Source organism: Kitasatospora sp. NPDC028961, assembly GCF_055564815.1.
Map to the genome: position 1 here is coordinate 40,994 of NZ_JBVHVO010000032.1, position 22,137 is coordinate 63,130.

Below are 22,137 nucleotides of genomic sequence, written 5' to 3' on the forward strand. Positions count from 1 at the left end.
TTTGTTGCCGGTGTTCCTCCCCTCCCCCCCCCCCCCCCTCCCCCCCCCCCCCCCCCCCCCCCCCCCCCCCCCCCCCCCCCCGGGCCCGCTACTCCTCGGCGGCCAGGGTCAGACCGGCCAGCTTCACCGAGGCGAGCAGCGTCGCCGCCACGGTGAGGACCAGCAGCAGCGGGACGGCCACCCCGAGCGCGACGTCCGCGGTGATCGCGCCCTCGCCGGCCACCGCCTCGGCCACCGACAGCCCCCACTGCTGGACGCTGAGCGTCTTGGCGCCCTTCACGAAGTTGCCGATCAGGGACTCCCAGATCAGCGCGTAGACCAGCCCGGCCACCACGGCGTGCCGGGTGACGACGCCGAGCAGCAGGAACAGCGCGCTGTACGCGGCACCGGCCACCAGCGCGGCGACGGTGTAGCCGAGCGCCAGGCCGTCCTCGGTGCCGTACAGCAGCAGGCCGGCCAGCAGGATCGGGACCGCCGAGAACACCCAGGTGGTGCCGACCGCCACCGCCAGCTTGGTGGTGATGATCTTCCAGCGGGGCAGCGGCTTGGCCAGCAGGTAGACGATCGAGCCGTCGTCGATCTCGGTGGCGATGGCGCCGGTGCCGACGACCAGGCCGAGGATCGGCAGCAGCGTGCCGAGGCCCAGCTGCCCGAGGATCTTGACGGTCAGGTCGTGCTTGTCCCCGCTGGAGCCGCTGGCGATCGCCGAGACGAGCAGCAGCAGGGCGGGGACCACCAGCAGCAGGATGCCGCGGCGGCGGCCCAGCAGGCCGCGCAGCGTCAGCCTGGCGACGGTCGGGTTCATGGTTGGTCGGCCTTCCTGGGGTCCGGTTCCGGGGGTGGGGCTACGCGGAGACGAGGTAGGAGAAGACGCTCTCCAGCGACTCGTCGGCCGGGGCGACGGTGTACAGCCGGACGCCGGCCTGCTGGGCGACCTTGGGCAGCAGGGTGGTGAAGCCCTGGAAGTTGACCGCCTGGATCCGCAGCCCGCCCGCCTCGCCCGCCGCCGCCCTGGCGTCCGGGCCCGGCACGTCCAGCTCGATGCCGGCCGTCGACGGGTCCGCGATCAGCGCGGCGGCCAGCCGGCGGTCGTCGCTGGAGCGGACCAGGTAGCGGTGCGGCCGGTCGGTCATCAGCCGGCGGATCCGGCGGAAGTCCCCGGAGGCGGCGTGCCGGCCGGCCACCACGACCTCGATGTGCCGGGCCAGCTGCTCGACCTCCTCCAGGATGTGCGAGGAGAAGAGCACCGTGCGGCCGTCGGCGCCGAACCGGCGCAGCAGCTCCATCAGCTGCAGCCGCTGGCGCGGGTCCATGCCGTTGAACGGCTCGTCGAGCAGCAGCACGGCGGGGTCGTGGACCAGCGCCGAGGCCATCTTGACGCGCTGCTTCATGCCCTTGGAGTACGTCCCGGTCTTCCGGTCCTGGGCGTACTCCATCTCCACCAGGGACAGCGCCCGCCGGGCCGCCGCGGCCGGGTCGGCGAGGCCGTGCAGCTCGGCGTTGGCCAGCACGAACTCCCAGCCGGTCAGGTAGTCGTACATCGACTCCCGCTCGGGGACCAGCCCGATCTGCCGGTACACCTGCTGGTTGCGCCAGATCGGCGCGCCGTCCAGGGTGACCGCTCCGGTGGAGGGGGCGAGGAAACCGCTCATCATGTGGATGAGGGTCGACTTGCCCGCGCCGTTGGGCCCCAGCAGGCCGGTGACGCCGGGACCGATCGCCATGCTGACGTCGTTGACGGCGACCACGTTGCCGAACCAGCGGGAGACCTTGTCGATGGTGATGGTGGCCATGACGCCCTCTCAGATCCTGCGTTGTCAGATGGTGCGGTAGCGGCGCAGCAGCAGCGCGTACGAGCCGGCCACCATCGCGGCGGCGGTGGCGGCGAAGACCACCACGCCGAGGGCGCCGGGCGCGTGCAGCCGGTCCGGCCCGCTGCCGAGGTCGAAGAGCTGGTTCACCAGGCTCTCCACCAGCTCGTTCGGCGCGAGCAGGGCCGTCCACTGCGCGGAGTCCGGCAGGCCGGCCCGGCCTTCCGAGCTGATGCCGCTGACGACGCCGACCACGGCGGTGCTGATCGCCAGGTAGCCCATGATCGCGGCCACCCCGAAGCCGCGGCGCGGCGTGGTGGCGGCGATCACCAGCGCGACCGAGGTGGGCACCAGGGCGTACAGCACGGCGGTGACCAGGCCGTAGAGGACGTGCGCGGTGTTGTGCCCGAAGTCCAGCCCGCCGAGCAGCGCGCCGACGTAGAGCACCAGCAGCGGGGCCGTCATCAGCAGCAGCTGGGCGCAGGCCATCGCGGCGTACTTGGCCCGGACGTAGTCGGCCCGGGTGATCGGGCGGGAGAAGTACAGCGGGACGGTGTGGTGGCGGAGGTCCCGGGAGAGCAGCACGGGCGTCTGCGAGGCCAGGAAGATCGAGACCAGCAGGCCCACGATCCCGAGGTACTCCGGGTAGTCGACCGGCAGTTCGTCCTGGCGCTGGACGAGGGCGATCGCCACCATGATCGCGGCCGGCGCGGTGACCAGACCGAGCAGCAGCATCGGCAGCACCTTGGACCGGCCCGAGCGCCCGAGGCCGTACGCGGCGCGCAGGCTCTGGGTGAACAGCGAACGGGTGGCGTAGGCCCGGCCGAGCCGGGGGCCGGCGTAGCCGCGGTACCCGATGTCGTGGATGACACCGGTGTCGAGCGGCCTGGCCTCAGAGGGCAGTGCCATCTGCGGTACCTCCCTTGCTCTGCTGACCGCTGGTCTCCGTGAACAGCTCGGCGACCCGGTGGCGGCGCTGCTCCAGCCGGACCAGCCCGAGGCCGAGGTCCGCGACCGCGTCGCGGATGGTGTCGTAGGTGTCGTCGCCGGCCAGGCGCACCAGCAGGAGCCGCGCGCCCTCCGGCTCTACCGCGAGCCCGGCGGCGGTCAGCCGCTCGCGCACGGCGGCGCTCGCGTCGCGGGTGTGGTCGTCGGGGAAGTCCGTCACCTCGACCGCGAGGGTGGCCGTCACTCCGGTGAACGACGCGGTCGACGAGGAGCGCAGCAGCTTGCCCCCGTCGATGATGACCAGGTGGTCGCAGGTCCGCTCCAGCTCGCCGAGCAGGTGGGTGGTGACCAGCACCGAGATGCCGAAGTCGGTGTGCACCCGGCGGATCAGCGCCAGCATGTCGTCCCGGCCGACCGGGTCCAGCCCGTTGGTGGGCTCGTCCAGCAGCACCAGCTTCGGGTCGTGGACCAGCGCCTGGGCCAGCTTGACCCGCTGCTTCATGCCCGTCGAGTACCCGCCCATCGGCCGGTACCGCTCCTCGTACAGCCCGACGTGCCGCAGCGTGTCGGCCGTCCGCTCGCGGGCGGCGGCGGCCGGCAGCCCGGCCATCCGCGCCATGTGCACCACGAACTCCGTCGCCGAGACGTCCGGCGGCAGGCAGTCGTGCTCGGGCATGTAGCCGACCTGCTCACGGATCTGCCAGCCCTGGGTGGCGATGTCGAGGCCGAGGACCCGCCCCGTACCGGAGGTCGCCGGGGCCAGCCCGAGCAGGATCTTGATGAGTGTGGACTTGCCCGCGCCATTCGCCCCCACCAGGCCGACCACCCCGGGCTCCACCTCTACGGTGAGCTGATCGAGGGCGGTGACCCGGGGGAACCTCTTGGTGAGGCCGTCCGTCTTGATGACAGTGGACACGTCCCTCACCGTAGTGCGGCCGGACCGTCCGGGCCATGAGCTCGAATGACGACGCCCCGTGCTGCTGCGGTATGACATCCGCCCGATGATCCCCTAGGGGTTCCGGCCCGCCACCGCCCTTGTATTCTTTGCGAATTCCTAACACGGGGGCCGCCGGGGAGAGTGCCCGGCAGGGAGGGACGAGAGCACCATGTCGGATCGCGCGACCGCATTTGACCGGATGATGAACCCCTGGGCGTACGACGCCGACGGGAACCTGACCACCGCGGCCAGGCAGCAGGAGGGTGCCCGCACCCGGATCAACTCGGCGAACGCCCCCGGCGACGGCGGCACCGTCGGGGTCGACCCCGCGGCGCTGGACTCCGCCGCCAACTCGTCGGACCAGATCCACGGCCGGCTCAACGGGGACGGCCGGGCCGCCGACGACGAGACCACCCAGGTGGCCACCTCGCTGGCCAACTGGAGCACCGGCAAGGCGGCCGCGCAGACCGCCGCCACCTGGGACCAGCAGATCGCCGCCCTGAACAGCACCATCGGCGAGCTCACCCAGGCCCTGCGGGACAGCGCCACGAACTACCGGAACAACGAAACCGCCGTCAAGCACGACATGAAGGGCTGAGGGGGCGGACGACATGGTCGACTTCCACGAACTGAGCACCGCCAAGCTGGACGTCCTCGGCACCGCCGCCACCGCCTGGGAGGACGTCGCCAAGAAGCTGAAGGCGATGGACGAGGACTGGGACAACACGGTCATCGCCAAGGTCAACTCCGCCAACTGGAGCGGCCCCACCGCCGACCAGGCCCGGCCCAAGCTCCAGCGGGCCAACGAGCAGCTGACCGCCGCCGTCACCGAGGCCACCGCGATCGGCTCGATCCTCAAGGACGCCGGGAACGACTTCCAGGCGGCCAAGGCCAAGCTGGACAAGGCCGTCGCGGACGCCCGCGGCGCCGGACTGACCGTCACCGACGACGGCACCGTGAGCTGGCCGCCGGCCGACAACGCCACCCGGCACGACCCGGACGCCAGCCGCGCCTACAACGACGAGAACCGCACCAAGGCCGAAGCGGCCCGCAAGGCGATCGACGCGGCCGTCCAGGAGGCCACCGCCGCCGACGAGCGCGCCGCCTGGGCGCTGCGCTCGGACGCCTCCGCCGACGAGGTGAAGTCCTTCAACGCCAAGGCCGTCGGCGGCGGACCGGAGGCGGACGGCATCCGGGCCGCCCAGCTCGCCGGCAAGGGCGGGAAGATCTCGGACACCGAACTCACCGAGCTCAACTCGCTGCTGGCCGCCAACGCGAACGACCCGAAGTTCTCCACCCGCTTCTACCAGGACCTCGGCCCGAAGGGGACGCTGCAGGCCTGGAACAGCATGGTCGGCGACGAGCAGCAGTTCAACGGCGCCAGCGACGCCCGGTGGAAGCAGTACCAGGAGCTGCAGAAGAACCTCGGCCTCAACCTGGCCACCGCCACCCGCACCACCAACGAGCCCCACCTGTCCGACCAGTGGGCCGCCGACCTGCGCAAGGCCGGCTCCGAGACGATGTGGGACAAGCCGTACCGCCAGAGCGGCCTGGACTACTCGCCCTACGGCTACCAGGTGCTCTCCGGCATCCTGCGGACCGGCGACTACGACCCGCACTTCCTCAACCCGATCGCCGAGCACATCACCCAGCTGGACACCGACGACAAGTACTGGCCGGCCCCGGTGATGGGCCCGCGCAGCGACCGGCGCGGCTACAACCTCCTCGGCCAGGAGGGCGGTTCGGGCTGGGAGCCGACCACCGCCGTACTGGAGGCGCTCGGCCACAGCCCGGAGGCGGCCACCAAGTTCTTCCACGACCAGCCGACCGCGTACAACACCGACGGCTCGGTCAACCCGAACGGCAAGGTCAAGCCCTCGGACTACCTGACGTACTTCACGCACGACAAGGAGTACACGCCGGACACCGTCTCGCAGAAGAACGAACTGCGTCAGCAGGGCATGCGCAGCGGTCCGGACGCCCTCGGCCACGCCCTGGAGGCGGCCACCACCGGCCGGCCGTACGACGACCACTCGGGGGTCGCGCCCAAGCACACCGCCGACCAGGCCGAGGTCATGAACCGGGTCGTGCAGACCTTCGGCACCCACGGCAACGGCGGCGTGCTCGACGACCTCAAGGGCGAGGACGCCAAGTTCGCGCCGCTGCGGGACAGCCTCGGGCACATGACCGCCGACTACATGGGCGACACCCAGCGCGCGCTCTCCCCGCACAAGGACGACCTGCCGGTCAACGGCGCCCCGGCCGGGCTCAAGGAGGCGCCGGTCCGCGGCCTGCTCGACGCGCTCGGCCGCGACCCGGACGCGTACGGCGCCGTGGTCAACGCCAACCAGGCGTACTCGACCGCGGTGGTGCGCGGCCACATCGACAGCGGGCAGACCGACTTCGCCCGGCTGGAGTCGGAGATCGACTCCACCTCCCGGGCCGGCGGCGTCATCAGCGGCATCCTCAACGAGGCCCGGATCGACGAGGTCCACCAGGAGCACGCGTCCTCCGACAAGGAGTACAACGAGGCCCTGGAGAAGAACGCCGGGTACGCGCAGACGGCGTTCAGCACCACCATCGGCCTGGCCACCGAGCGGGTCCCGCTGGCGGGCGAGGCGGCCGACTTCCTTGTCGAGCAGATCACCGACAGCGTGGTGAAGGCCAACGAGCGCGACACCACCGAGGACGGCAACCAGGAGGGTCGCGACTTCGTCGCCGAGGGGCGCGAGGGCGCGGCGGTCGGGGCGAAGCAGGCCGTCATCGACGCCGCCAACGGCACCAAGCTCAGCCCGGAGGACATCCAGCGGCTGGCCGACAGCGCCGGGGACCGGGCCCTCGACGGCTACACCGACGGCTCCTCCGGCAGCCAGAGCTCCGGCGGCTGAGGCCCGCCGCCCCGAGCCGCGGCGGCCGCCGCCGCGGCGCGGGGCGACCGGTGAGCGTCATGCCGCGCGGCACGCCGCCCACCGGGTGGCGCCGGATCAGGCCAGCAGGTCGGACTGGAGCGTGACGACCTGCCGGAACGCGGGCGGCTGGACGCCCCGGGCGTTGGTCATCGTGATGACGCCGACGATGTCGCCGGCGCTCAGGTAGGCCAGGTACCCGGTGGTCCGGCCCTCCCCGGCCAGCGTCGTGCTCTCGCGGGTGGCGAGGTCGACGCCGGAGACGCTGTCCCAGCCGATGACGGAGGCGGGCCGCAGACCCGGCAGGTCCTTCGGCGCGCCGTCGCCGCGCAGGTCGGCGAAGACGTCCCAGGCCTCGACGGAGGAGCCGAAGCGGAGCAGCCGGATCTGGGTGCGGGTGCCGTCCGAGGCCGTCCACTCCCGGACGGTGGCGGCGCGGCAGACGTCGCGCAGCAGCAGGGCCCGCAGCTTCACCGGCTCCTCCTGCTCGGCGGCCATCGCGTCACAGGCGACCCAGTCCGCCGGGGCCGTGCCGGCGGCCGGGGTCGGGGCGGCCGACCCGCCGGTGGCCGCCGGGGCGCTCGCGGGGGCGCCGTCGGGCGCGGCGGGCGACGACGCGGCCGGGCTCGCGGTCGGCACCGCGGTCGATGCCGCGGTGGGGGTCGGGGTCGCGGTCGCGGTCGGGGTCGCGGTCGGGGTCGGGAAGACCGCCGGGGCCGACGAACCGCCGGCTTCCTTCGGGGCCGGCAGGAGCAGGTACCGCAGGTCGGCGGCATGCCGGCTCTTGCTCCCACCGGGCGCCGCCTGGCCGGACGGCAGCGGCGGCAGGGCCAGCGCGGGGAAGGTGTAGCGGCCGTCGCCCCGGGTGGCCAGGCCCGGGATGTCGGTGCGCTCGGGTGCGGTGACGGCCAGCGCGGTGCCGGTACCGGCCAGCACGCAGACCAGGGCGGCGGCGCCCCAGCGCAGCGCCGCGTTGCGCCGGCGGGTGCGGCGGGCCGCGAGCTCCTCGGGGCTCGGCGGCGGGAACGACGGCAGGGTCCCGGCCCCGGGGGCGACGGCCCAGGGGTCGGCCCCCGGGGCCGCCTCGGCGGGCGGGCCGGCCGGTGCGGCGGGGGGCGCGAACGGTGCGGGAGGCGCCGGCGGCGCGTCGGCCCCGGCAGGGGCCGCGCTGTCGTGCGGGGTGGCGTGGTCGGTCATGCGGACGCTCCCGGGCTGGCGAGGCGGTCGAGCTGCTGGCTGAAGAGGGTGACGATCTTGTCCTTGGGCAGCGGTGCCGCGCCCTCGGCGCTCATGATCACCAGGAGGTCGCCCTCGGCGGCCGAGCACTCCAGGTAGTCGATCGGCGCGGACGGCGGAGCGGGCATCAGGTAGCAGTGCGCCTCGGGGTGCCCGGGGATCCCGGGGCCGATCCGGAAGAGCCCGGTGTCACCGGTGAAGACGGCCGTGTACTCGTTGGCCTTCTGCACCTCCTGCTGGTTGAACTGCCGCAGCCTCAGACCGATCACCAGGTCGTCCGTACCGGTCTTGTAGGTGCGCACCCCGGTGGCCTTCACGTGCAGGCCCTCCCAGTACTGGCGGAGCTTGTCCCGCTTCTCCTTGGGGATCTGCTGGAGGTCGCTGTCCATCTCGGCGGAGAGCTGGTCCGCCGACAGTTCGACGTCGTTGCCGTAGCCGCCGTCGTCCGGGCCGAGCGCATAGCCGGCCGGGACGGGCAGCAGCAGGTCGCGCAGCGAACCGAAGTGGTTGCCGTTGGCCTTGGCGCCGAAGGGGGTGGGCGTGGCGGTCGGGGCGGGCGCCGCCGCCGTCGGCGCGGCGGCGGCGGTGGCGGGCGCGGGGTCGTCGTACCGGGTCTCGATGACGCCGATGCCGATGACCACGCCGACCAGCGCGGCCGCCACGGTCGCGCCGGTGGCCCGGAGGAGCCGGCGACCGGTGGGCGCGGGCGTCTGCTCGACCGGTCCGAACGGCCCGGGCGGCCCGAACGGCTCGACGGGGACCGGCGCGGGGTTCGCGGCCTCGGTCACGGTCACGGTGCTGTCGCTCATACCAGCCGCTCCCACTGCTGCTTGGCGATGTCCTTCACGACATCGGGGTTCACCGGCCGCGTGCCGAAGGCCTCGACCTTCATCACCAGCGTGCCGCGTTGCGCCAGCGCGGTGCCCAGGTAGTACTGCTCGGTGGACTCCGCCCAGTGCGAGGGCTCGCTGTCGACGTGGAAGCCGCCGTTGGCGTCGTCCGCGAACGGCTGGAGCCGGTAGGCGGCGGCGGCGTACTTCGCCGAGGCGGCGTGGTCGGGGGCGTACTGGATCAGCGATACCCGGACCTTCAGGTCGTCCTTCTTCCAGTCCACCTCGACGGCGCGGCGGAACTCCGCGACGTTCAGGGCGCGGAAGACCTCCGCCGACCGGCCGGTGTGCTCGGCGAGCTCGCCGATGGTGATCCAGCTGGGCGTGTCGGGGAACTCGGCCCAGGCCGTGCTGCCGGCCGGCGCCGTCACCAGCAGCTTCCGCAGGTCACCGTCGACGGCCGGCGGCCTGGGCGCCGCCGCGGCGACGGCCGCCGGGTCCACCACCTCGGCCGGGTAGGACGGCCGGGCGACCTGGATCGGCGGCAACGGGGTCGGCGGACGGTTCGCCTGCACGGCGTAGCCGACGGCGCCGCCGAGCAGGGTGCCCAGCAGCAGTCCGCAGGTCAGCAGCAGCACCGGCCGGGGCCGGCGCGGGCGGTTCGGCGGCAGGACGGCGGTGGTGGGCGCGAACCCGTCGGCGAAGACCGTGGTGGGCGGCGCGGCGGGGGCCTCGGGCGCGGGCCCGTCGGCGGGGGCGACCGGTTCGGCGGGCGGCGCGGCGGGGGCGACCGGTTCGGCGGGCGCCTCGGGCGCGGGGCCGTCGGCGGGCGACGGCTCCACGGGACGGGTGGTCACGGAGTGGCTCCAGGAGGGGGAAGGTGACGTCGGGTGTGGGCGGCGGAGCGGTTCAGCCGCCGGAGGAGAGCCGCTCGCGCTGGCGCTTCATCAGCTCGCTCAGCAGCGCCTTGTCCGGGGTCCCCTTCACCTCGACGTCGAGCGTGTACTGGACGTCGCCCTGGCTGGAGATGCCGGTCATCGAGCCGGTGTACGCCTGCTGCTTGGGCTTGCGGACGTAGCCGTGGGCGGCGGGATCGCCGTCGATCGCGATCGGGTCCAGCTTCATCGTGTAGCCCTGGACGAACTCGCTCGCCATCGCGGTCGAACCGAAGCGCATCAGGGTGACCGTCACCTCGGCCTTGCCGTCCGCCGTGCGGTACGTCCGGGCGGCGGCCTCCTTGTACCCGTAGGAGCCCAGGATGCGCATGATGCCGTCCTGGTTGTCGAAGAGGTCGGCCACCTCGTCGTCGGTCAGCTTCATCCCGTCCGGCGGCCCGTAGGACTCGCCGGCGTCGGGGATCGGGAGCAGGAAGTACCGCAGGTCGCCTTCGTGCCGGCCCCCGCTGACGGTGCCCTTGAGGGTGCTCACCGGCCGGGGGACGGGTGCGAGGGTGGTCGGCGCGGCGCTGGTCGGCACCGCCGTGGGCGAGGCCGACGCGGTGGTGCTCGCACTCGCGCCGGCGGTCGCGGTCGGCGCGGCCTTGGCCGGGGCGGCCGCGACGGCCGGCCGGTCGTCGGGCTTCCCGACGGCCACGGTGACGGCGGCGCTGGTCGCCGTCACGGCGAGCAGCCCGGCGGTGGCCAGGGCCACGCCGACGGCGCGCGGCAGCTTCCGCCCGGAGGCGGCCACCGGCGCGGTGGCCGCGGGTACGGCCGCGGGATCGGCTGCGGCTTCGGCCGCGGGATCGGCAGGGGTTTCGGACGACGCACCGTTCGCCGGTTCGGCGGCGGACGGCACGTTTTCGGGCGCGGACAAGGAGCTCCCCCGGGGAATGTGGAATGTCGCGCACGGGCCCCTCGCGGGCCACCCCCCGTGGCTCTCCAGGCCGACCGTCACGCGTCTCACCAGGAATTATGAGAGTCGCCCGGGAGGTGTGCCAACAAATTCAATCACCGCACTCCCACCCAATGATCAATCAATCGGACATCCCGTGACCGAACCGCAATCGGCACCCGGAAGCCGCGTCGGCCCGCCCGGTGGGAGACCACCGGGCGGGCCGATCGGCGGGGCGGATCAGGAGTGGGCGCGCTCGGTCAGCTCGACGACCTTGCCGGCGGAGTCGATCGCGACCTTGTAGTCCCCGGCGGAGCACGGGTAGAAGCCCTTGGTGCTGGTGGGATCGGTGAGGCACTCACCGATGTGCTTCACCAGATCGGCGACGTTGACGTCCTTGGACGGCGCCAGGACCGAGTTCAGGTGGCCCTTGGCGGCGGGCGCGAACGGCGCGCTCTTCTCGGCACCGACCGGCTCGAACACCACGTCGTTGACCCCGCACGCGGTCTTGGTGTCCTTGTAGACCAGCGTGGTCGTGGTGGTCCCCTTGACCGGGTAGACCCACTTCTGCCCGGCGGGCAGCGGCGCGGCGTCGCAGAACCCCTCCGGCTCGTCACTCGCACCGGCCGACGGCTTGGCGCTCTTGCCGCCCGTCGGCGCGGCACCCGTCGGCGCGGCGGCGGGCGAGGTGGCCACCGGGCCGCCGCCCGCCTGGTCCGACGCGTTGTCGGGCCCGCAGGCCGTGAGCCCCAGCGCGGCGACCGCGACCAGGCCGACGCCGCATACTCTCCGGAAAATGGGCATGCCGAAAGAACCCCCGTTTGACGCATGATCAGATTGTGAGGCGTGCGGCGGAAAGACTAGCCCCTCCCACGGACTACTCCGGGGCGCGGGTCGAGGGAGGTGCCGCCGCCTCGCCGGCGGGCCTCACACCGCGATGAGCCGGACGCGGTCGCCGCAGAGCTTCGCCATGTCGTCGACGTCAGAGGTGAGCAGGGCCACCGGCCCCGGCTGACGCAGCGCCATCTCGGCCACGGTCGCGTCGATCGCGTACTTGTGCCCGTGCAGCCCGGCGTTCCTCAGCAGTTTCACCGAAGCCCGCGCGGCCTGATCCGTGACCGCCTCGACCCGGACCCGGGAGAGCGTCCAGTTGAGCCGGGCTTCGTTGACCCGCGCGTGCGCGACTTCCACGATGGTGTTCGCGCCGACCACGAAGTCGGCGCCCATGGCGTGGAACACCTGGATCATCGCGAGCACACCCCGGTCCTGCGTGATCCACGCCGACAGCCCCTGGGAATCCAGCACGACCGTTTCGAAGCGCTCGGTCACGCGGCGCTCGCCGAACCCGCGGCTCCCCCGGAAGCGAGGATCCTGGCCTGCGCCTCGGCCAACTCCTCGTCGGTGAAGCGACCGTGGTCCTCCTGGTAACGGCGCAGGTCGTCCGCGAGCAGTTGGTGCCTGATCTGGCGCGCGACCGCCTCCGCGACGTAGCCGGAGACGTTGTCGGTGAGCTTCTTCAGCTCGGCCACCTGCTCCGTCGGGAGGGTGACGGTGATGCGCGTGGTTGCTGACATACGGGAAGCATACTGCGGTATGCGCTTTCGTGGGAGCTCGCCGGCCCTCCGGGTGCCCGTTCCCGCCGGAAGGTCGCCGCCGTGGCTCGCTCGATCCTTCGCCCGCAGGTGTGCGCGTAGGGTCGCCCGTATGCGACTGAGCACGGTGATCCTCCCCATCCACCGGTGGAGCGAGGGGCAGAAGATCTGGCGGCGGGCCGAGGACCTCGGGTTCCATGCCGCCTACACCTACGACCACCTGTCCTGGCGGTCGTTCCGGGACGAGCCGTGGTTCGGGGCGGTGCCGACGCTGACGGCGGCCGCGACGGCGACCGAACGCCTGCGGCTGGGCACGCTGGTGACCTCGCCCAACTTCCGGCACCCGGTCACGCTGGCGAAGGAGATCGTGTCGCTGGACGACGTGTCCGGCGGGCGCCTCACACTCGGGATCGGGGCCGGCGGGACGGGGTTCGACGCGACGGCGATGGGCCAGGAGGCGTGGTCGCCGAAGGAGCGGGCGGACCGGTTCGGGGAGTTCCTGCCGCTGCTGGACGAGCTGCTGCGCGAGGACGCCACGACCCGCGAGGGCACGTACTACTCCGCCGTCGAGGCACGGAACATCCCCGGCTGCGTGCAGCGGCCGCGGGTGCCGTTCTACGTCGCCGCGACCGGACCGCGCGGGCTGCGGCTGGCGGCGGAGCACGGGCAGGGCTGGGTGACGTACGGGGACCCGAAGGGACCGGCGGACGTGCCGGTGGCGCAGGCGCCCGCCGTGATCGCCGCGCAGATCGCGAAGCTGACCGCCGCCTGCGAGGCGCAGGGCCGGGACGCGGCGGAGCTGGAGAAGGTGCTGCTCCAGGGCTCGACCGCGGAGAAGCCGCTCGCCTCGCTGGACGCGTTCGTGGACTGGGCGGGCACCTACCGGGAGCTGGGGATCACCGAGCTGGTGATCCACTGGCCGGTGCCGGGCTCGATCTTCGAGAACGACCTGGCCGTCTTCGAGAAGATCGCCACCGAGGGTCTCGCCCAGCTGGGGTGAACCGGAGCCGGCCACCGCGGGTGCGGTGGCCGGCCGGTGGCCGTCACGGGTGCGGGCGGGTGCGCTGGGTGGGGACGTGCGGGGTCGCGTCCGGGGTGGTGCGCCGGGCCAGCTCGGCGAGGGTGTCGAAGATGAAGTCGCCGATCAGGACCGGGTCGCGCGTCTCGCGCGGGGCGTCCGGCGGGGTGGTCGGTGGGCGCTCGTCTCGGGCGTGGCGAGTTCGCATGGCTCTTCCTGCCGACGGGGTGGCCGGGATCAGTCATGCCCGGGAAGAGGAAGCAGGACACCCGGCACGGTGCGGGAACGGCCGGAAAGAACGGCTCGGGGGCCGAAATACGGTGCGGCGGCGGGCGCTTACGCCGATCGGATACCGGCCGGGGGTATTGTCTCGCCCGTGGCGGCGGGCGAACAGCGCAGGAGGGGACGCGGCCGGGCGACGGCCCGGCCGCTGCTGCTCTGCGCGCTGCTCGCCGGACTCTTCCTGATGCACGGCTCGCCCACGGCGCCGGGCGGTTGCCACCGGCCCGCGGCCGTCGCGGTCGCGGGCTCGGCGGGCCACCGCGCACCGGTCGCCCACCACGCCGCCCCCGCGGACGCCCCGAGGCTGGACGGGCGGCCGGCACCGGACGCGGCTCCGCAGGCCGTCCCCTGCGTGTCGGCCCGGGACCGGGAGGGCGCCGGCCTCCCGGCGGCCGCCCCGCTCGCGGCCGGGGCCGCGGCCGTGCTCCCCGCCGTCCGGATGCCCTCGGCCCCGCGGGAGCGGCGGACCACCGGGCCGCGGGCACCGCCCGACGCCGGACGCCGGCTGCTGCTCCGGGTGTGCGTCGCACGGACGTGACCGGGCCTGCTCCGGAGACCCCGTGCAGGGGCTCCGGGCGCGCCGCGTCCTGCTCGCACCCACCGGAAGAGAACCGACCAGATGTCCCTCAGCACCCGCACCCGCACCCTGGCGCTCACCGCAGGCGCCGCCGTCCTCGCCCTCGCCCTGACCGCCTGCGGCTCCGCCGCGACGGGCGGCACGGGCGGCACGGACCGCGACGACGGCATGACCGGCGGCCACGGCATGGCCGGGATGGACCACGGCGCCGCGAGCGCCACGGCCACCACGGCCGCCCCCGCCACCCCCGCCGCCGGGGCCCCCGCCGCCGAGCGCAACGGCTACCGCCTCACCTCGGCCGTCGACACGCTCCCGGCCGGGGCTCCCGCCGAGTACCGGTTCACCGTGACCGGCCCGGACGGCGCCCCGGTCACCGCGTACGAGACCGACCAGACCAAGCGGATGCACTTCTACGCGATCCGCTCCGACCTGACCGGGTTCCAGCACCTGCACCCCGAGATGGCCGCCGACGGCACCTGGACCGCCCTGATGGCCGCGCCCGCCGCCGGCACCTGGCGGGTCTACGCCTCGTTCGTCCCGGACAGCGGCGCCGGAAAGGGCGCCGGCCTGGTGCTCAGCCGGACGGTGGACGTCCCGGGCGAGGGTGCGGCGGCCGACGCGCCGCTGCCCGCCGCCACCGGCACCACGACCGTGGACGGCTACACCGTCACCGTCGAGGGCACCCCGGCGGCCGGGCGGGCGGGCGAGCTGAAGGTCACCGTCGCCAGGGACGGCAGGCCGGTCACCGACCTCCAGCCGTACCTGGAGACCTTCGCCCACCTGACCGCCTTCCACGCCGGCGACCAGGCCTTCGCGCACCTGCACCCGCAGGCGCGGGCCGAGGCGGGCAGCACCGGCGGCCCGACGCTGTCCTTCCACGCCGAACTGCCGGCCGGCGGGGACTGGCGGCTCTTCCTCCAGTTCATGACCGGCGGCACGCTGCACACCGCCGCGCTGACCCTGCGGGTCGGCTAGCGGGCCGAGCCGTCAGGAGGTCGCCGTCGCGGCGGTGACCTCCCGACGGCGGTAGGCGAAGATGGAGCGGTGACCACTCCCCGCACCGCCCCCCGCCTGATCGCCACCGACCTGGACGGCACGCTGCTGTGCGCCGGCGGCACCGTCTCCGAGCGGACCGCCGCCGCACTGGCCGCCGCCGAGGCGGCCGGGGTCCAGGTGGTCTTCGTGACCGGTCGGCCGCCGCGCTGGATGCAGCAGGTCAGCAGCCACATCGGCGGCCACGGCGTGGCGATCTGCTCCAACGGCGGCGCGGTGGTCGACGTGCGGCGCGGCGAGCTGCTGGAGTCGTTCCCGCTCGGCGCGGAGGCCGCGCTGGCGGTGGTGGCGGCGCTGCGGGCGAAGCTGCCCGGTACCGCCTTCGCCTTCGAGTACCCGGCCGGGTTCGCCCGCGAGCCCGGCTACGAGGTGCGGATGTGGGGCCAGGACGAGAACCACCCGATCGGCCCGGCCGAGGAGCTGCTCGGCACCGGGGGGCCGGTCACGGGCCTGTTCAAGCTGCTGGCGAAGCACCCGGACCTCGACCCCGACAAGCTGCTCTCGGTGGCCCGCGAGGCGGCCGGGCACCTCGCCGAGATCACCCGGTCCGCGCCGATCCCGCTGCTGGAGATCAGCGCGCCCGGCGTCACCAAGGCGAGCACGCTGGCCCGCTGGTGCGCCGGGCGCGGGATCGACCGGAGCGAGGTGGTGGCCTTCGGCGACATGCCGAACGACCTGGAGATGCTGGCCTGGGCCGGTACCGCGTACGCCGTGGCCAACGCGCACCCGCAGGTGCTGGCGGCGGTGCCGCTGCACACGGTGAGCAACGAACTGGACGGCGTCGCGGCGGTGCTGGAACGGCTGCTCGGCCACTGAGCCGAAAACGCGAAGGGGCCGCGAAGGGCCGCGAGGAAGCCGCAGACCGCCGAGCGGGCCGGGAACGCGCGGAGGCCGGGCCGGACCGGCATTCCGCCGCTCCGACCCGGCCGGGCCCGGCCGGGCGGTCCGGCTACCCGAAGCGGCCGTTGACGTAGTCCGCGGTCCGCTGGTCCCGCGGATCGGTGAACAGCTGCTCGGTCGGTCCGGCCTCGACGATCCGCCCCGGGGTGTCGTGGGTGGCCAGGAAGAACGCGCAGGACTGCGAAACGCGCTGCGCCTGCTGCATGTTGTGGGTCACGATCACGACGGTGAGCCGCCCCCGCAGCTCCGCGATGGTCTCCTCCACCCGGCGGGTCGAGGTGGGGTCGAGCGCCGAGCACGGTTCGTCCATCAGCAGGATGTCCGGCGAGACGGCCAACGACCGTGCGATGCACAGGCGTTGCTGCTGCCCACCGGAGAGCGCGCCGCCCGGGGTGTGCAGCCGGGTGGCAACCTCGTCCCAGAGGCCGGCCCGCCGCAGGCTGCTCTCCACCAGGTGCTCGCGCTCCTCCTTGGAGACCTTGATGCCGGCCAGCTTCAGCCCGCTGGAGACGTTGTCCTGGATGGACATCGCCGGGAACGGGTTGGGCCGCTGGAACACCATCCCGATCCGCCGCCGGACCTCGGCGGGCCGCCGGCCGGGCCGGTACACGTCGTCGCCGTCCAGCAGCACCTCCCCGGCGAGCTGCGCGCCGCGGACCATCTCGTGCATCCGGTTGAGGATCCGCAGGTAGGTGGACTTGCCGCAGCCGGAGGGGCCAATCAGCGCGGTGACCTCCCCGGCGGGCATGCCGAGCGAGACCCGCTCCAGCACCTTGTGCGAGCCGAACCAGGCGGAGACGTCCCTGGTCTCCAGGCCGGCCAGCGGGGCGCCGGCGGCGTCCGCCGGGTGGACGGGCGGCAGGGTCAGCGTGGTCTCGCTCGCGGAGCCGCCCCGGTCGTGCGGGGCGAACGGGTCGAGCGGGGGTACGTCGGTCATCGGTGCATCCGTCATCGGTACGGTCCTCCGGGCGCGCTTCAGTAGAGGTTGGGCAGCAGGGCGGCGGCGTTCTCGTACACGGCCCAGAGGATCGCGGCGATCACCGGCGCGATGCTGAGCCAGGCGGCCGAGCGGCGCCAGATCCGGGCCAGCAGGATCGCGGCGACCACCGCGCCCAGCAGCCCGAGCGACCACAGCTGCAGCGTGGCCAGCGCGCCCTTGTCGGCGGCCAGCGCCTTGTCGTACGGCACGGTGGCGGGGCGCCCGCCGGGGTTGACCTCCGGGTCGCCGTCCAGCCGGGCGCCGATCATCACCGTCGAGCCGGGGATCCAGTCGGAGTCCCCGGTGACCAGCACCAGCCGGTTGCGGACCGGGTCGCTGATCGGGTGGTCGCCGTCCCCGTAGACGTTGACGGTGTAGGTGAACCTGCCCTGCCCGGTGGTCGCCTCGATCCGGTCGCCGACCCGGAGCCTGGACAGCTCGGCGAACGGCGCGCCGAAGGTCGCCCCGCGGCCGAACACCACCGCGACCCCGGTCTGCCCGGGCAGCGCGGTGTCCCGGCGGTGGCCGGGCCCGCGCATCAGGTCCCGGCCGGTGGTGCCCTCCACCACGACGGCTCCGTGCAGACCGATCGCCGGGATGTCGAGCAGCGCGACCGGGTCCCCGTCGGCGGCGCCGCCGGTCGGCGCGACCGCCTTGGCCAGCTGGTCCCGGAAGGTCTTGTACGCGGTCGACTGGTAGTGCCGCTGCTGGAGGTGCGAGAGCGTGAAGAGGTACCCGACGAATCCCATCGTGAGCGCCGCCAGCAGGCTGACCGCCCAGGCGCCCTGGAGGAACCGCCGCCGGGCCGGCCGGGCGGCGCCGGGGCCCGCCCCGGCCGCCTTCGGGTCCGGGGCGGGCGTCGCGGCGGCCGGCGCGGCCGGGGTGCCGGGGGCGGGGGGCGCCGGCTTCTCCAGCGCCGGGGCGGTCACGAGCGGCCGCCGGCGGAGTTGCGGCGGCGCAGCAGGCGGCGGCCGAGCAGCGGCGGGACGAGCACGACGGCGAGCAGTTCCAGCGCGGTCAGGGTGGACAGCATCCAGTCGTCCGGCCGCCCGTCGACGGCGACCACGTTGGCCGTGACCTCGCCGGCGGTGGCGGCGCGGCCGCGCGCGACCACCTGGCCGGTCTGCGGGTCGACGACGTCCTCGGCCGCGGCCTGGTCGCCCTCGGTGCCGGTGCCCGCGGCCGGGTCGACCGCGCCGGGCTGGTCGGCCGTGCCGCCGGTGCCGCCCCCGGCGGTCCCGCCGGCCCCCGCCGCGCCACTTGTGCCCCCGGTGCCGGACGATCCGCTGCCGGTGCCGCTCGCCGAGGGGGTCTTCCCCGCACCGCCGCTCGCGCTGCCGCCCGTCCCGCCGGTCGCGGAGCCGGCGCCCCCGGTGGCGGAGCCGCCGGTGCCGGAGCCCGAGCCGGACCCGGTCTTGACCGCCTGGCCGCCCTGCACGGTGCAGTCCAGCGGCGCGCCCTTGGCGTCGCACGGGCTGGGCTGCGGGGCGTTGTCCAGCACGGTCAGCCGGCCGGCCGAGTTGAAGGTCGGGTTGGCGCAGTTGGAGAGGGTGTTGGCGTCGACCGGGCTGGCGTTGCCGGGGATGTGCTGGGTCTGCAGCAGCCCGCCGCGGACCAGGTTGCGCGGGATCGGGGAGTAGCCGAGGCCGTCCGCCTCGCCCTGGCCCTCGCAGAGCACGTAGGCGAGGAAGCGGCTGAGGGCGCTGCCCTTGTCGTTGGTGAAGCGCGGCGGTGGCGGGAGGGCCGCCCCGGCCCGCGGCACGATGAGGTAGCTGTAGCTGGAGAGCGGGTACGACCTCGGGTCGTTCATCGAGTAGACGCCGTCGAGGTTCTGCTGGAGGTAGTCCGGGTCGTCGGCGGCGGTGCTGTCGTCCACGCCGCGGATCTTGGCGGCGGTGAGCGCGACGGCGACGTTGGAGGCGGTCGGCAGGGTGTAGTAGCCGGCCGGGTTGAGCACCTTCACGACGGGCCAGTTGCTGCGCTTGGCGAAGGCGTACTCGTCGTAGCCGATGGTGCCGAGGCCGGACGGGGCCTTGATGTAGCCGGCCACGACGTCGGAGCCGTTCTGCGCGGTCATCCGGCCCGACGGCGGGAAGAACTCGGTGTAGTCACCGCAGCTGACGCCGTTGACGCTCTTGCAGTACTCCTCCCACTGCGCGCCGTGGGTGTGGCTCATCCAGCGGGTGAACTGGGCGGTCGCGCCGGAGCCGTCGGAGCGGACCACCGGGGTGATCGGGAGGCTCGGCAGGGCCTTGCCGTAGTCCGCGGTGATCTTCGGGTCGTTCCAGTTGGTGATCTTGTTGGTGAAGATGTCGACCACGGTCTGCGGGGAGAGCCGCAGGTCGCGGACCTGCTTGCCGGCGACGACCAGGTTGTACATGAAGGTCGTCCCACCGGCGGTGATCGGCACGTAGGAGAAGCCGTACCGGGGGTTCTCGGCCTTGCCGGAGCCGCCGGCCTGGCCGGCCTGGCCGAGGCCGGTGTCGGTCTGCGAGCGGAACGGCACGTCGGAGGCGGTGAAGTCGTCCTGGCCGATGCTCCACTGGTTGCGGCCGGCCGCCGAACCGATCGGGTTGAAGTTGATCTGGATGCCCTGCGGAGCGACGTCCTGGCGCCACTGGTCGATGGCCGGGCCGGCCCAGCTGGAGCCGTCGGCGTTGAGCGCGGTGGCCGCGGAGGCGGGGGTGCTCTGCCCCAGCAGGAGGGAGCCCGCGGCGAGGATCAGGGACAGCAGCACGGCGAACGTGCGTGCCACGGGGCGGCTTGCGGCCTCCCACGACATGGGAACTCCTCTGGTACTGAGGGTGTTGGGGCGGGACATCAGTGCTCCCCGAGGGCGGTGGCCACGCCGGCGGGCCGGGCGGCGGTACGGGCGGTGGCCCCGGTCGAGGGCCGGGCGGAGCCCCGGTGCCTGCCCCGGGCGGAGGCCTCGGCGACGGCGGCGGCGCGGTCGATCCGGCGCTTCTGGCGGCGCGTCAGCTGACCCGGCTTGCGGCCGCCGACGACGCGGGCGGTGACGAACAGGACGAGCACCACGATCATCAGGGTCAGCGCGGCGGCGAAGGCGCGCGCGATCATGTCGGGGTAGGGCTGCTTGACGTAGTTCCAGATGTACAGCGGCAGCGAGACCTGGTGCTCGCTGAACGGATTGCCGTTGAACTGCGAGGTGAACCCCGAGGTCAGCAGCACCGGGGAGGTCTCGCCGACGCCGCGCGCCATGCCGAGCACCACGGCCGTCACCAGTCCGGGCCGGGCGGTCGGCAGCACCACGTTCCAGACCGTGCGCCACTGGCTGCCACCGAGTGCGTAGGAGGCCTCCCGCAGCGTGCCGGGCACCAGCCGGATGACCACCTCGGCGGCCCTGGTGACGATCGGCATCATCATCACGGTGAGGGCCAGCGAGGCCGCGAAGCCGCTCTTCTCGAAGCCGAAGGTGATGATCACGACGCCGAGGATGAACAGGCCCGCGACGATCGACGGCAGCGCGGTCATCGCCTCGACCAGGGTCCGCACCGGCCGGGCCATCCGGCCGCCGACCTCGGACATGAAGACCGCCGCCGCGATGCCCAGCGGGACCGCGAACAGCGTGGCCAGGCCGAGCTGTTCGAGCGAGCCGACCAGCGCGTTGAGCGCGCCGCCCGAGGTGATCGGGGAGAGCGGGGCGGTGTGGTCCATCGACTCGGTGAAGAAGTTGAGGTGCCGGGCCGCGTCGTAGCCGCGCACCAGCACGTAGCCGATCTGGTCGGCGATCAGGCCGACGACCAGCAGGCCGGAGCTCCAGGCGACGACCGAGACCAGCCGGTCCCGGACCATCAGCGGGTTCCACTGGAGGCGGCCGATGGCGAAGTAGCCCACCAGGAACAGGGCGTACCAGCAGAGCAGGAAGCCCTGCGCACCGCTGAACGGCAGGATCCGCTCGTAGAGCATCCAGTCCAGGGCGAGCGAGCCGACCAGCGCACCGACCAGGGTCAGCACGTCCTCGCGGGTGAAGCCGCCGAGCCGGACCCGCTTCTCGGGGCGCGGCGCGGCGGCGGCCGCGGGTGGGTCGGCCGGCACGGCCACGGTGGCCGGGGGCAGGTCGAGGGTGGTCATCGGGCGGTCCCTTCACGGCGGAGCGGCAACGGGCGGCTCGGCAACGGGCGGCGCGACAAGGGGCCGCGCGGCGACGGGCGGCCCGGCAACGGGCGGCGGGTGGCGGGGTGGGCCATGGTCAGTCCGCCGTCGAAGCGCCGGAGCGGGACCGGTTGATCACGAACCCGGCGCCCAGGTTGACCAGCAGGGTGAGCGCGAAGAGCACCAGGCCGGCCGCCATCAGCGCGGAGAGCGAGAGCTCGTCCGACTCGCCGAAGCGCAGCGCGATCAGCGCCGAGATGGAGTTGGCGCCGTTCTCCAGGATGTGGCTGATGGCCTTGAAGTTCGGCGAGATGATGAGCGCGACGGCGATCGTCTCGCCCATCGCCCGGCCGAAGCCCAGCATCACCGCACCGATCACACCGCCGCGGCCGAACGGCAGCACCACCGCGCGGACCATCCCCCACCGGGTCGAGCCCAGCGCGTACGCGCCCTCCCGCTCGCCCTGCGGGGCCTGCGAGAACACCTCCCGGCTGAGCGAGGCGACGATCGGGATGATCATCAGCGAGACGACCACCCCGGCGATGAAGGTGGAGGAGGTGTAGGAGGTCCCGATGTCGCCGGTGCGCACCTTGAGGAAGGGGATCGCGTCGCCCAGGTGGTTGGTCAGCCAGCGGACGAAGCCGATGATGCGCGGCTGGAGGAAGAACAGCCCCCAGAGGCCGTAGACGATGCTGGGGATCGCGGCCATCAGGTCGATGAGCGAGACCAGCGTCGCCCGCAGCCTGGTCGGCGCGTACTCGGAGATGAAGATCGCCGTGGTCAGCGCCACCGGCACGGCGATCACCAGGGCGATCACCGCGATCAGCAGGCCGTTCGGCAGGACGGCGGCGATCCCGAAGTTGTGGGCCTGGGTCTGCCACTTCTGCTCGGTGAGGAAGGACCAGCCCACCTCGCCCAGCGCGTTCGCGCCGCGCAGGATCAGGAAGAACGCGATCAGTCCCATGATCGCGAAGACGGAGAGGCCCGCCACCCGCAGCGCTCCCCGGAACACCCGGTCTCCGGGCGTGGCGGGGGCGGTGATGACGCGGGGGACATCGGGTTCTGGTGGACGTGGAGCCCCGGCGTACGGTGCCGCGGGCTCGGCGGCGGCTGTCATGGTCT

Annotated in this window: 23 protein-coding genes; 6 read left to right on the forward strand and 17 right to left on the reverse strand. The window is 73.6% G+C overall.

Annotated elements, in window-relative coordinates:
• Nucleotides 1-88: 88 nt before the first annotated feature.
• From ACZ4UX_RS32775 to ACZ4UX_RS32790, 4 genes are read right to left on the reverse strand one after another with little or no spacing between them, the layout of a single operon-like run.
• On the reverse strand, nucleotides 89-805 hold the full coding sequence (locus tag ACZ4UX_RS32775) for an ABC transporter permease (RefSeq protein ID WP_329488934.1): 717 nt from the start codon (nucleotides 803-805) through the stop codon (nucleotides 89-91).
• 40 nt (nucleotides 806-845) lie between these two features.
• Nucleotides 846-1,793 carry an ABC transporter ATP-binding protein gene (locus ACZ4UX_RS32780; protein WP_352297736.1) on the reverse strand — a complete coding sequence of 316 codons (948 nt, stop codon included), beginning with the start codon at nucleotides 1,791-1,793 and terminating at the stop codon, nucleotides 846-848.
• 24 nt (nucleotides 1,794-1,817) lie between these two features.
• Nucleotides 1,818-2,720 (reverse strand): ABC transporter permease, encoded by a 903-nt coding sequence (locus tag ACZ4UX_RS32785; RefSeq protein WP_465709300.1) that lies wholly within the window; start codon nucleotides 2,718-2,720, stop codon nucleotides 1,818-1,820.
• Nucleotides 2,704-3,675 (reverse strand): ABC transporter ATP-binding protein, encoded by a 972-nt coding sequence (locus ACZ4UX_RS32790; protein WP_465709301.1) that lies wholly within the window; start codon nucleotides 3,673-3,675, stop codon nucleotides 2,704-2,706. Before ACZ4UX_RS32790 ends, ACZ4UX_RS32785 begins: the two co-directional genes overlap by 17 nt.
• A gap of 190 nt (nucleotides 3,676-3,865) precedes the next feature.
• Here ACZ4UX_RS32790 and ACZ4UX_RS32795 point away from each other — a divergent pair, with 190 nt between their 5' ends.
• Both ACZ4UX_RS32795 and ACZ4UX_RS32800 read left to right on the forward strand, forming a co-directional pair.
• Nucleotides 3,866-4,294, forward strand: coding sequence for a hypothetical protein (locus tag ACZ4UX_RS32795; protein ID WP_352297741.1), 429 nt, complete (start codon nucleotides 3,866-3,868; stop codon nucleotides 4,292-4,294).
• Between the two features lie 13 nt (nucleotides 4,295-4,307).
• Complete coding sequence (locus ACZ4UX_RS32800; protein WP_329488928.1) at nucleotides 4,308-6,584, forward strand: hypothetical protein; 2,277 nt, start codon at nucleotides 4,308-4,310, stop codon at nucleotides 6,582-6,584.
• 96 nt (nucleotides 6,585-6,680) lie between these two features.
• On the opposite strand, the gene ACZ4UX_RS32805 is transcribed toward ACZ4UX_RS32800, so the two are convergent.
• From ACZ4UX_RS32805 to ACZ4UX_RS32835, 7 genes are all read right to left on the reverse strand, one after another.
• A complete protein-coding gene (locus ACZ4UX_RS32805) occupies nucleotides 6,681-7,799 on the reverse strand; it encodes a hypothetical protein (protein WP_465709302.1) in 1,119 nt (372 codons plus the stop codon).
• Nucleotides 7,796-8,647: a hypothetical protein gene (locus ACZ4UX_RS32810; protein ID WP_465709303.1), complete on the reverse strand. Its 852-nt coding sequence runs from the start codon at nucleotides 8,645-8,647 to the stop codon at nucleotides 7,796-7,798. Before ACZ4UX_RS32810 ends, ACZ4UX_RS32805 begins: the two co-directional genes overlap by 4 nt.
• Nucleotides 8,644-9,525 (reverse strand): hypothetical protein, encoded by an 882-nt coding sequence (locus tag ACZ4UX_RS32815; protein ID WP_465709304.1) that lies wholly within the window; start codon nucleotides 9,523-9,525, stop codon nucleotides 8,644-8,646. The genes ACZ4UX_RS32810 and ACZ4UX_RS32815 overlap by 4 nt, the downstream gene beginning before the upstream one ends.
• 52 nt (nucleotides 9,526-9,577) lie before the next feature.
• A complete protein-coding gene (locus ACZ4UX_RS32820) occupies nucleotides 9,578-10,483 on the reverse strand; it encodes a hypothetical protein (RefSeq protein WP_465709305.1) in 906 nt (301 codons plus the stop codon).
• Between the two features lie 258 nt (nucleotides 10,484-10,741).
• Nucleotides 10,742-11,305, reverse strand: a complete 564-nt coding sequence (locus tag ACZ4UX_RS32825) for a hypothetical protein (RefSeq protein WP_465709306.1) — start codon at nucleotides 11,303-11,305, stop codon at nucleotides 10,742-10,744.
• A 123-nt stretch (nucleotides 11,306-11,428) separates the two neighbouring features.
• A complete protein-coding gene (locus tag ACZ4UX_RS32830; protein ID WP_465709307.1) occupies nucleotides 11,429-11,830 on the reverse strand; it encodes a DNA-binding protein in 402 nt (133 codons plus the stop codon).
• On the reverse strand, nucleotides 11,827-12,075 hold the full coding sequence (locus ACZ4UX_RS32835) for a type II toxin-antitoxin system CcdA family antitoxin (protein WP_380392167.1): 249 nt from the start codon (nucleotides 12,073-12,075) through the stop codon (nucleotides 11,827-11,829). Before ACZ4UX_RS32835 ends, ACZ4UX_RS32830 begins: the two co-directional genes overlap by 4 nt.
• A 130-nt stretch (nucleotides 12,076-12,205) precedes the next feature.
• Here ACZ4UX_RS32835 and ACZ4UX_RS32840 point away from each other — a divergent pair, with 130 nt between their 5' ends.
• Nucleotides 12,206-13,093, forward strand: a complete 888-nt coding sequence (locus tag ACZ4UX_RS32840) for an LLM class flavin-dependent oxidoreductase (protein ID WP_465709308.1) — start codon at nucleotides 12,206-12,208, stop codon at nucleotides 13,091-13,093.
• Between the two features lie 43 nt (nucleotides 13,094-13,136).
• On the opposite strand, the gene ACZ4UX_RS32845 is transcribed toward ACZ4UX_RS32840, so the two are convergent.
• On the reverse strand, nucleotides 13,137-13,319 hold the full coding sequence (locus ACZ4UX_RS32845; RefSeq protein WP_329488919.1) for a hypothetical protein: 183 nt from the start codon (nucleotides 13,317-13,319) through the stop codon (nucleotides 13,137-13,139).
• 168 nt (nucleotides 13,320-13,487) lie between these two features.
• Here ACZ4UX_RS32845 and ACZ4UX_RS32850 point away from each other — a divergent pair, with 168 nt between their 5' ends.
• The 3 genes from ACZ4UX_RS32850 (at nucleotide 13,488) to ACZ4UX_RS32860 (ending at nucleotide 15,839) form a co-directional block, all read left to right on the forward strand.
• Entirely contained in the window at nucleotides 13,488-13,931 is a 444-nt protein-coding gene (locus ACZ4UX_RS32850; RefSeq protein ID WP_465709309.1) for a hypothetical protein, read from the forward strand.
• 81 nt (nucleotides 13,932-14,012) lie between these two features.
• Nucleotides 14,013-14,945 carry a hypothetical protein gene (locus tag ACZ4UX_RS32855; RefSeq protein ID WP_465709310.1) on the forward strand — a complete coding sequence of 311 codons (933 nt, stop codon included), beginning with the start codon at nucleotides 14,013-14,015 and terminating at the stop codon, nucleotides 14,943-14,945.
• A 69-nt stretch (nucleotides 14,946-15,014) separates the two neighbouring features.
• Nucleotides 15,015-15,839: an HAD family hydrolase gene (locus tag ACZ4UX_RS32860; protein WP_380392181.1), complete on the forward strand. Its 825-nt coding sequence runs from the start codon at nucleotides 15,015-15,017 to the stop codon at nucleotides 15,837-15,839.
• 133 nt (nucleotides 15,840-15,972) lie between these two features.
• On the opposite strand, the gene ACZ4UX_RS32865 is transcribed toward ACZ4UX_RS32860, so the two are convergent.
• From ACZ4UX_RS32865 to pstC, 5 genes are all read right to left on the reverse strand, one after another.
• A complete protein-coding gene (locus ACZ4UX_RS32865) occupies nucleotides 15,973-16,860 on the reverse strand; it encodes a phosphate ABC transporter ATP-binding protein (protein ID WP_352295175.1) in 888 nt (295 codons plus the stop codon).
• Nucleotides 16,861-16,898: 38 nt separating this feature from the next.
• Complete coding sequence (locus ACZ4UX_RS32870) at nucleotides 16,899-17,831, reverse strand: class E sortase (RefSeq protein ID WP_465709311.1); 933 nt, start codon at nucleotides 17,829-17,831, stop codon at nucleotides 16,899-16,901.
• Nucleotides 17,828-19,657 (reverse strand): substrate-binding domain-containing protein, encoded by a 1,830-nt coding sequence (locus ACZ4UX_RS32875; protein WP_465709312.1) that lies wholly within the window; start codon nucleotides 19,655-19,657, stop codon nucleotides 17,828-17,830. Before ACZ4UX_RS32875 ends, ACZ4UX_RS32870 begins: the two co-directional genes overlap by 4 nt.
• Nucleotides 19,658-19,722: 65 nt before the next feature.
• Nucleotides 19,723-20,994: a phosphate ABC transporter permease PstA gene (pstA, locus tag ACZ4UX_RS32880; protein WP_465709313.1), complete on the reverse strand. Its 1,272-nt coding sequence runs from the start codon at nucleotides 20,992-20,994 to the stop codon at nucleotides 19,723-19,725.
• A 118-nt stretch (nucleotides 20,995-21,112) separates the two neighbouring features.
• On the reverse strand, nucleotides 21,113-22,027 hold the full coding sequence (gene pstC / locus ACZ4UX_RS32885) for a phosphate ABC transporter permease subunit PstC (RefSeq protein WP_352295183.1): 915 nt from the start codon (nucleotides 22,025-22,027) through the stop codon (nucleotides 21,113-21,115).
• Nucleotides 22,028-22,137 lie beyond the last annotated feature (110 nt).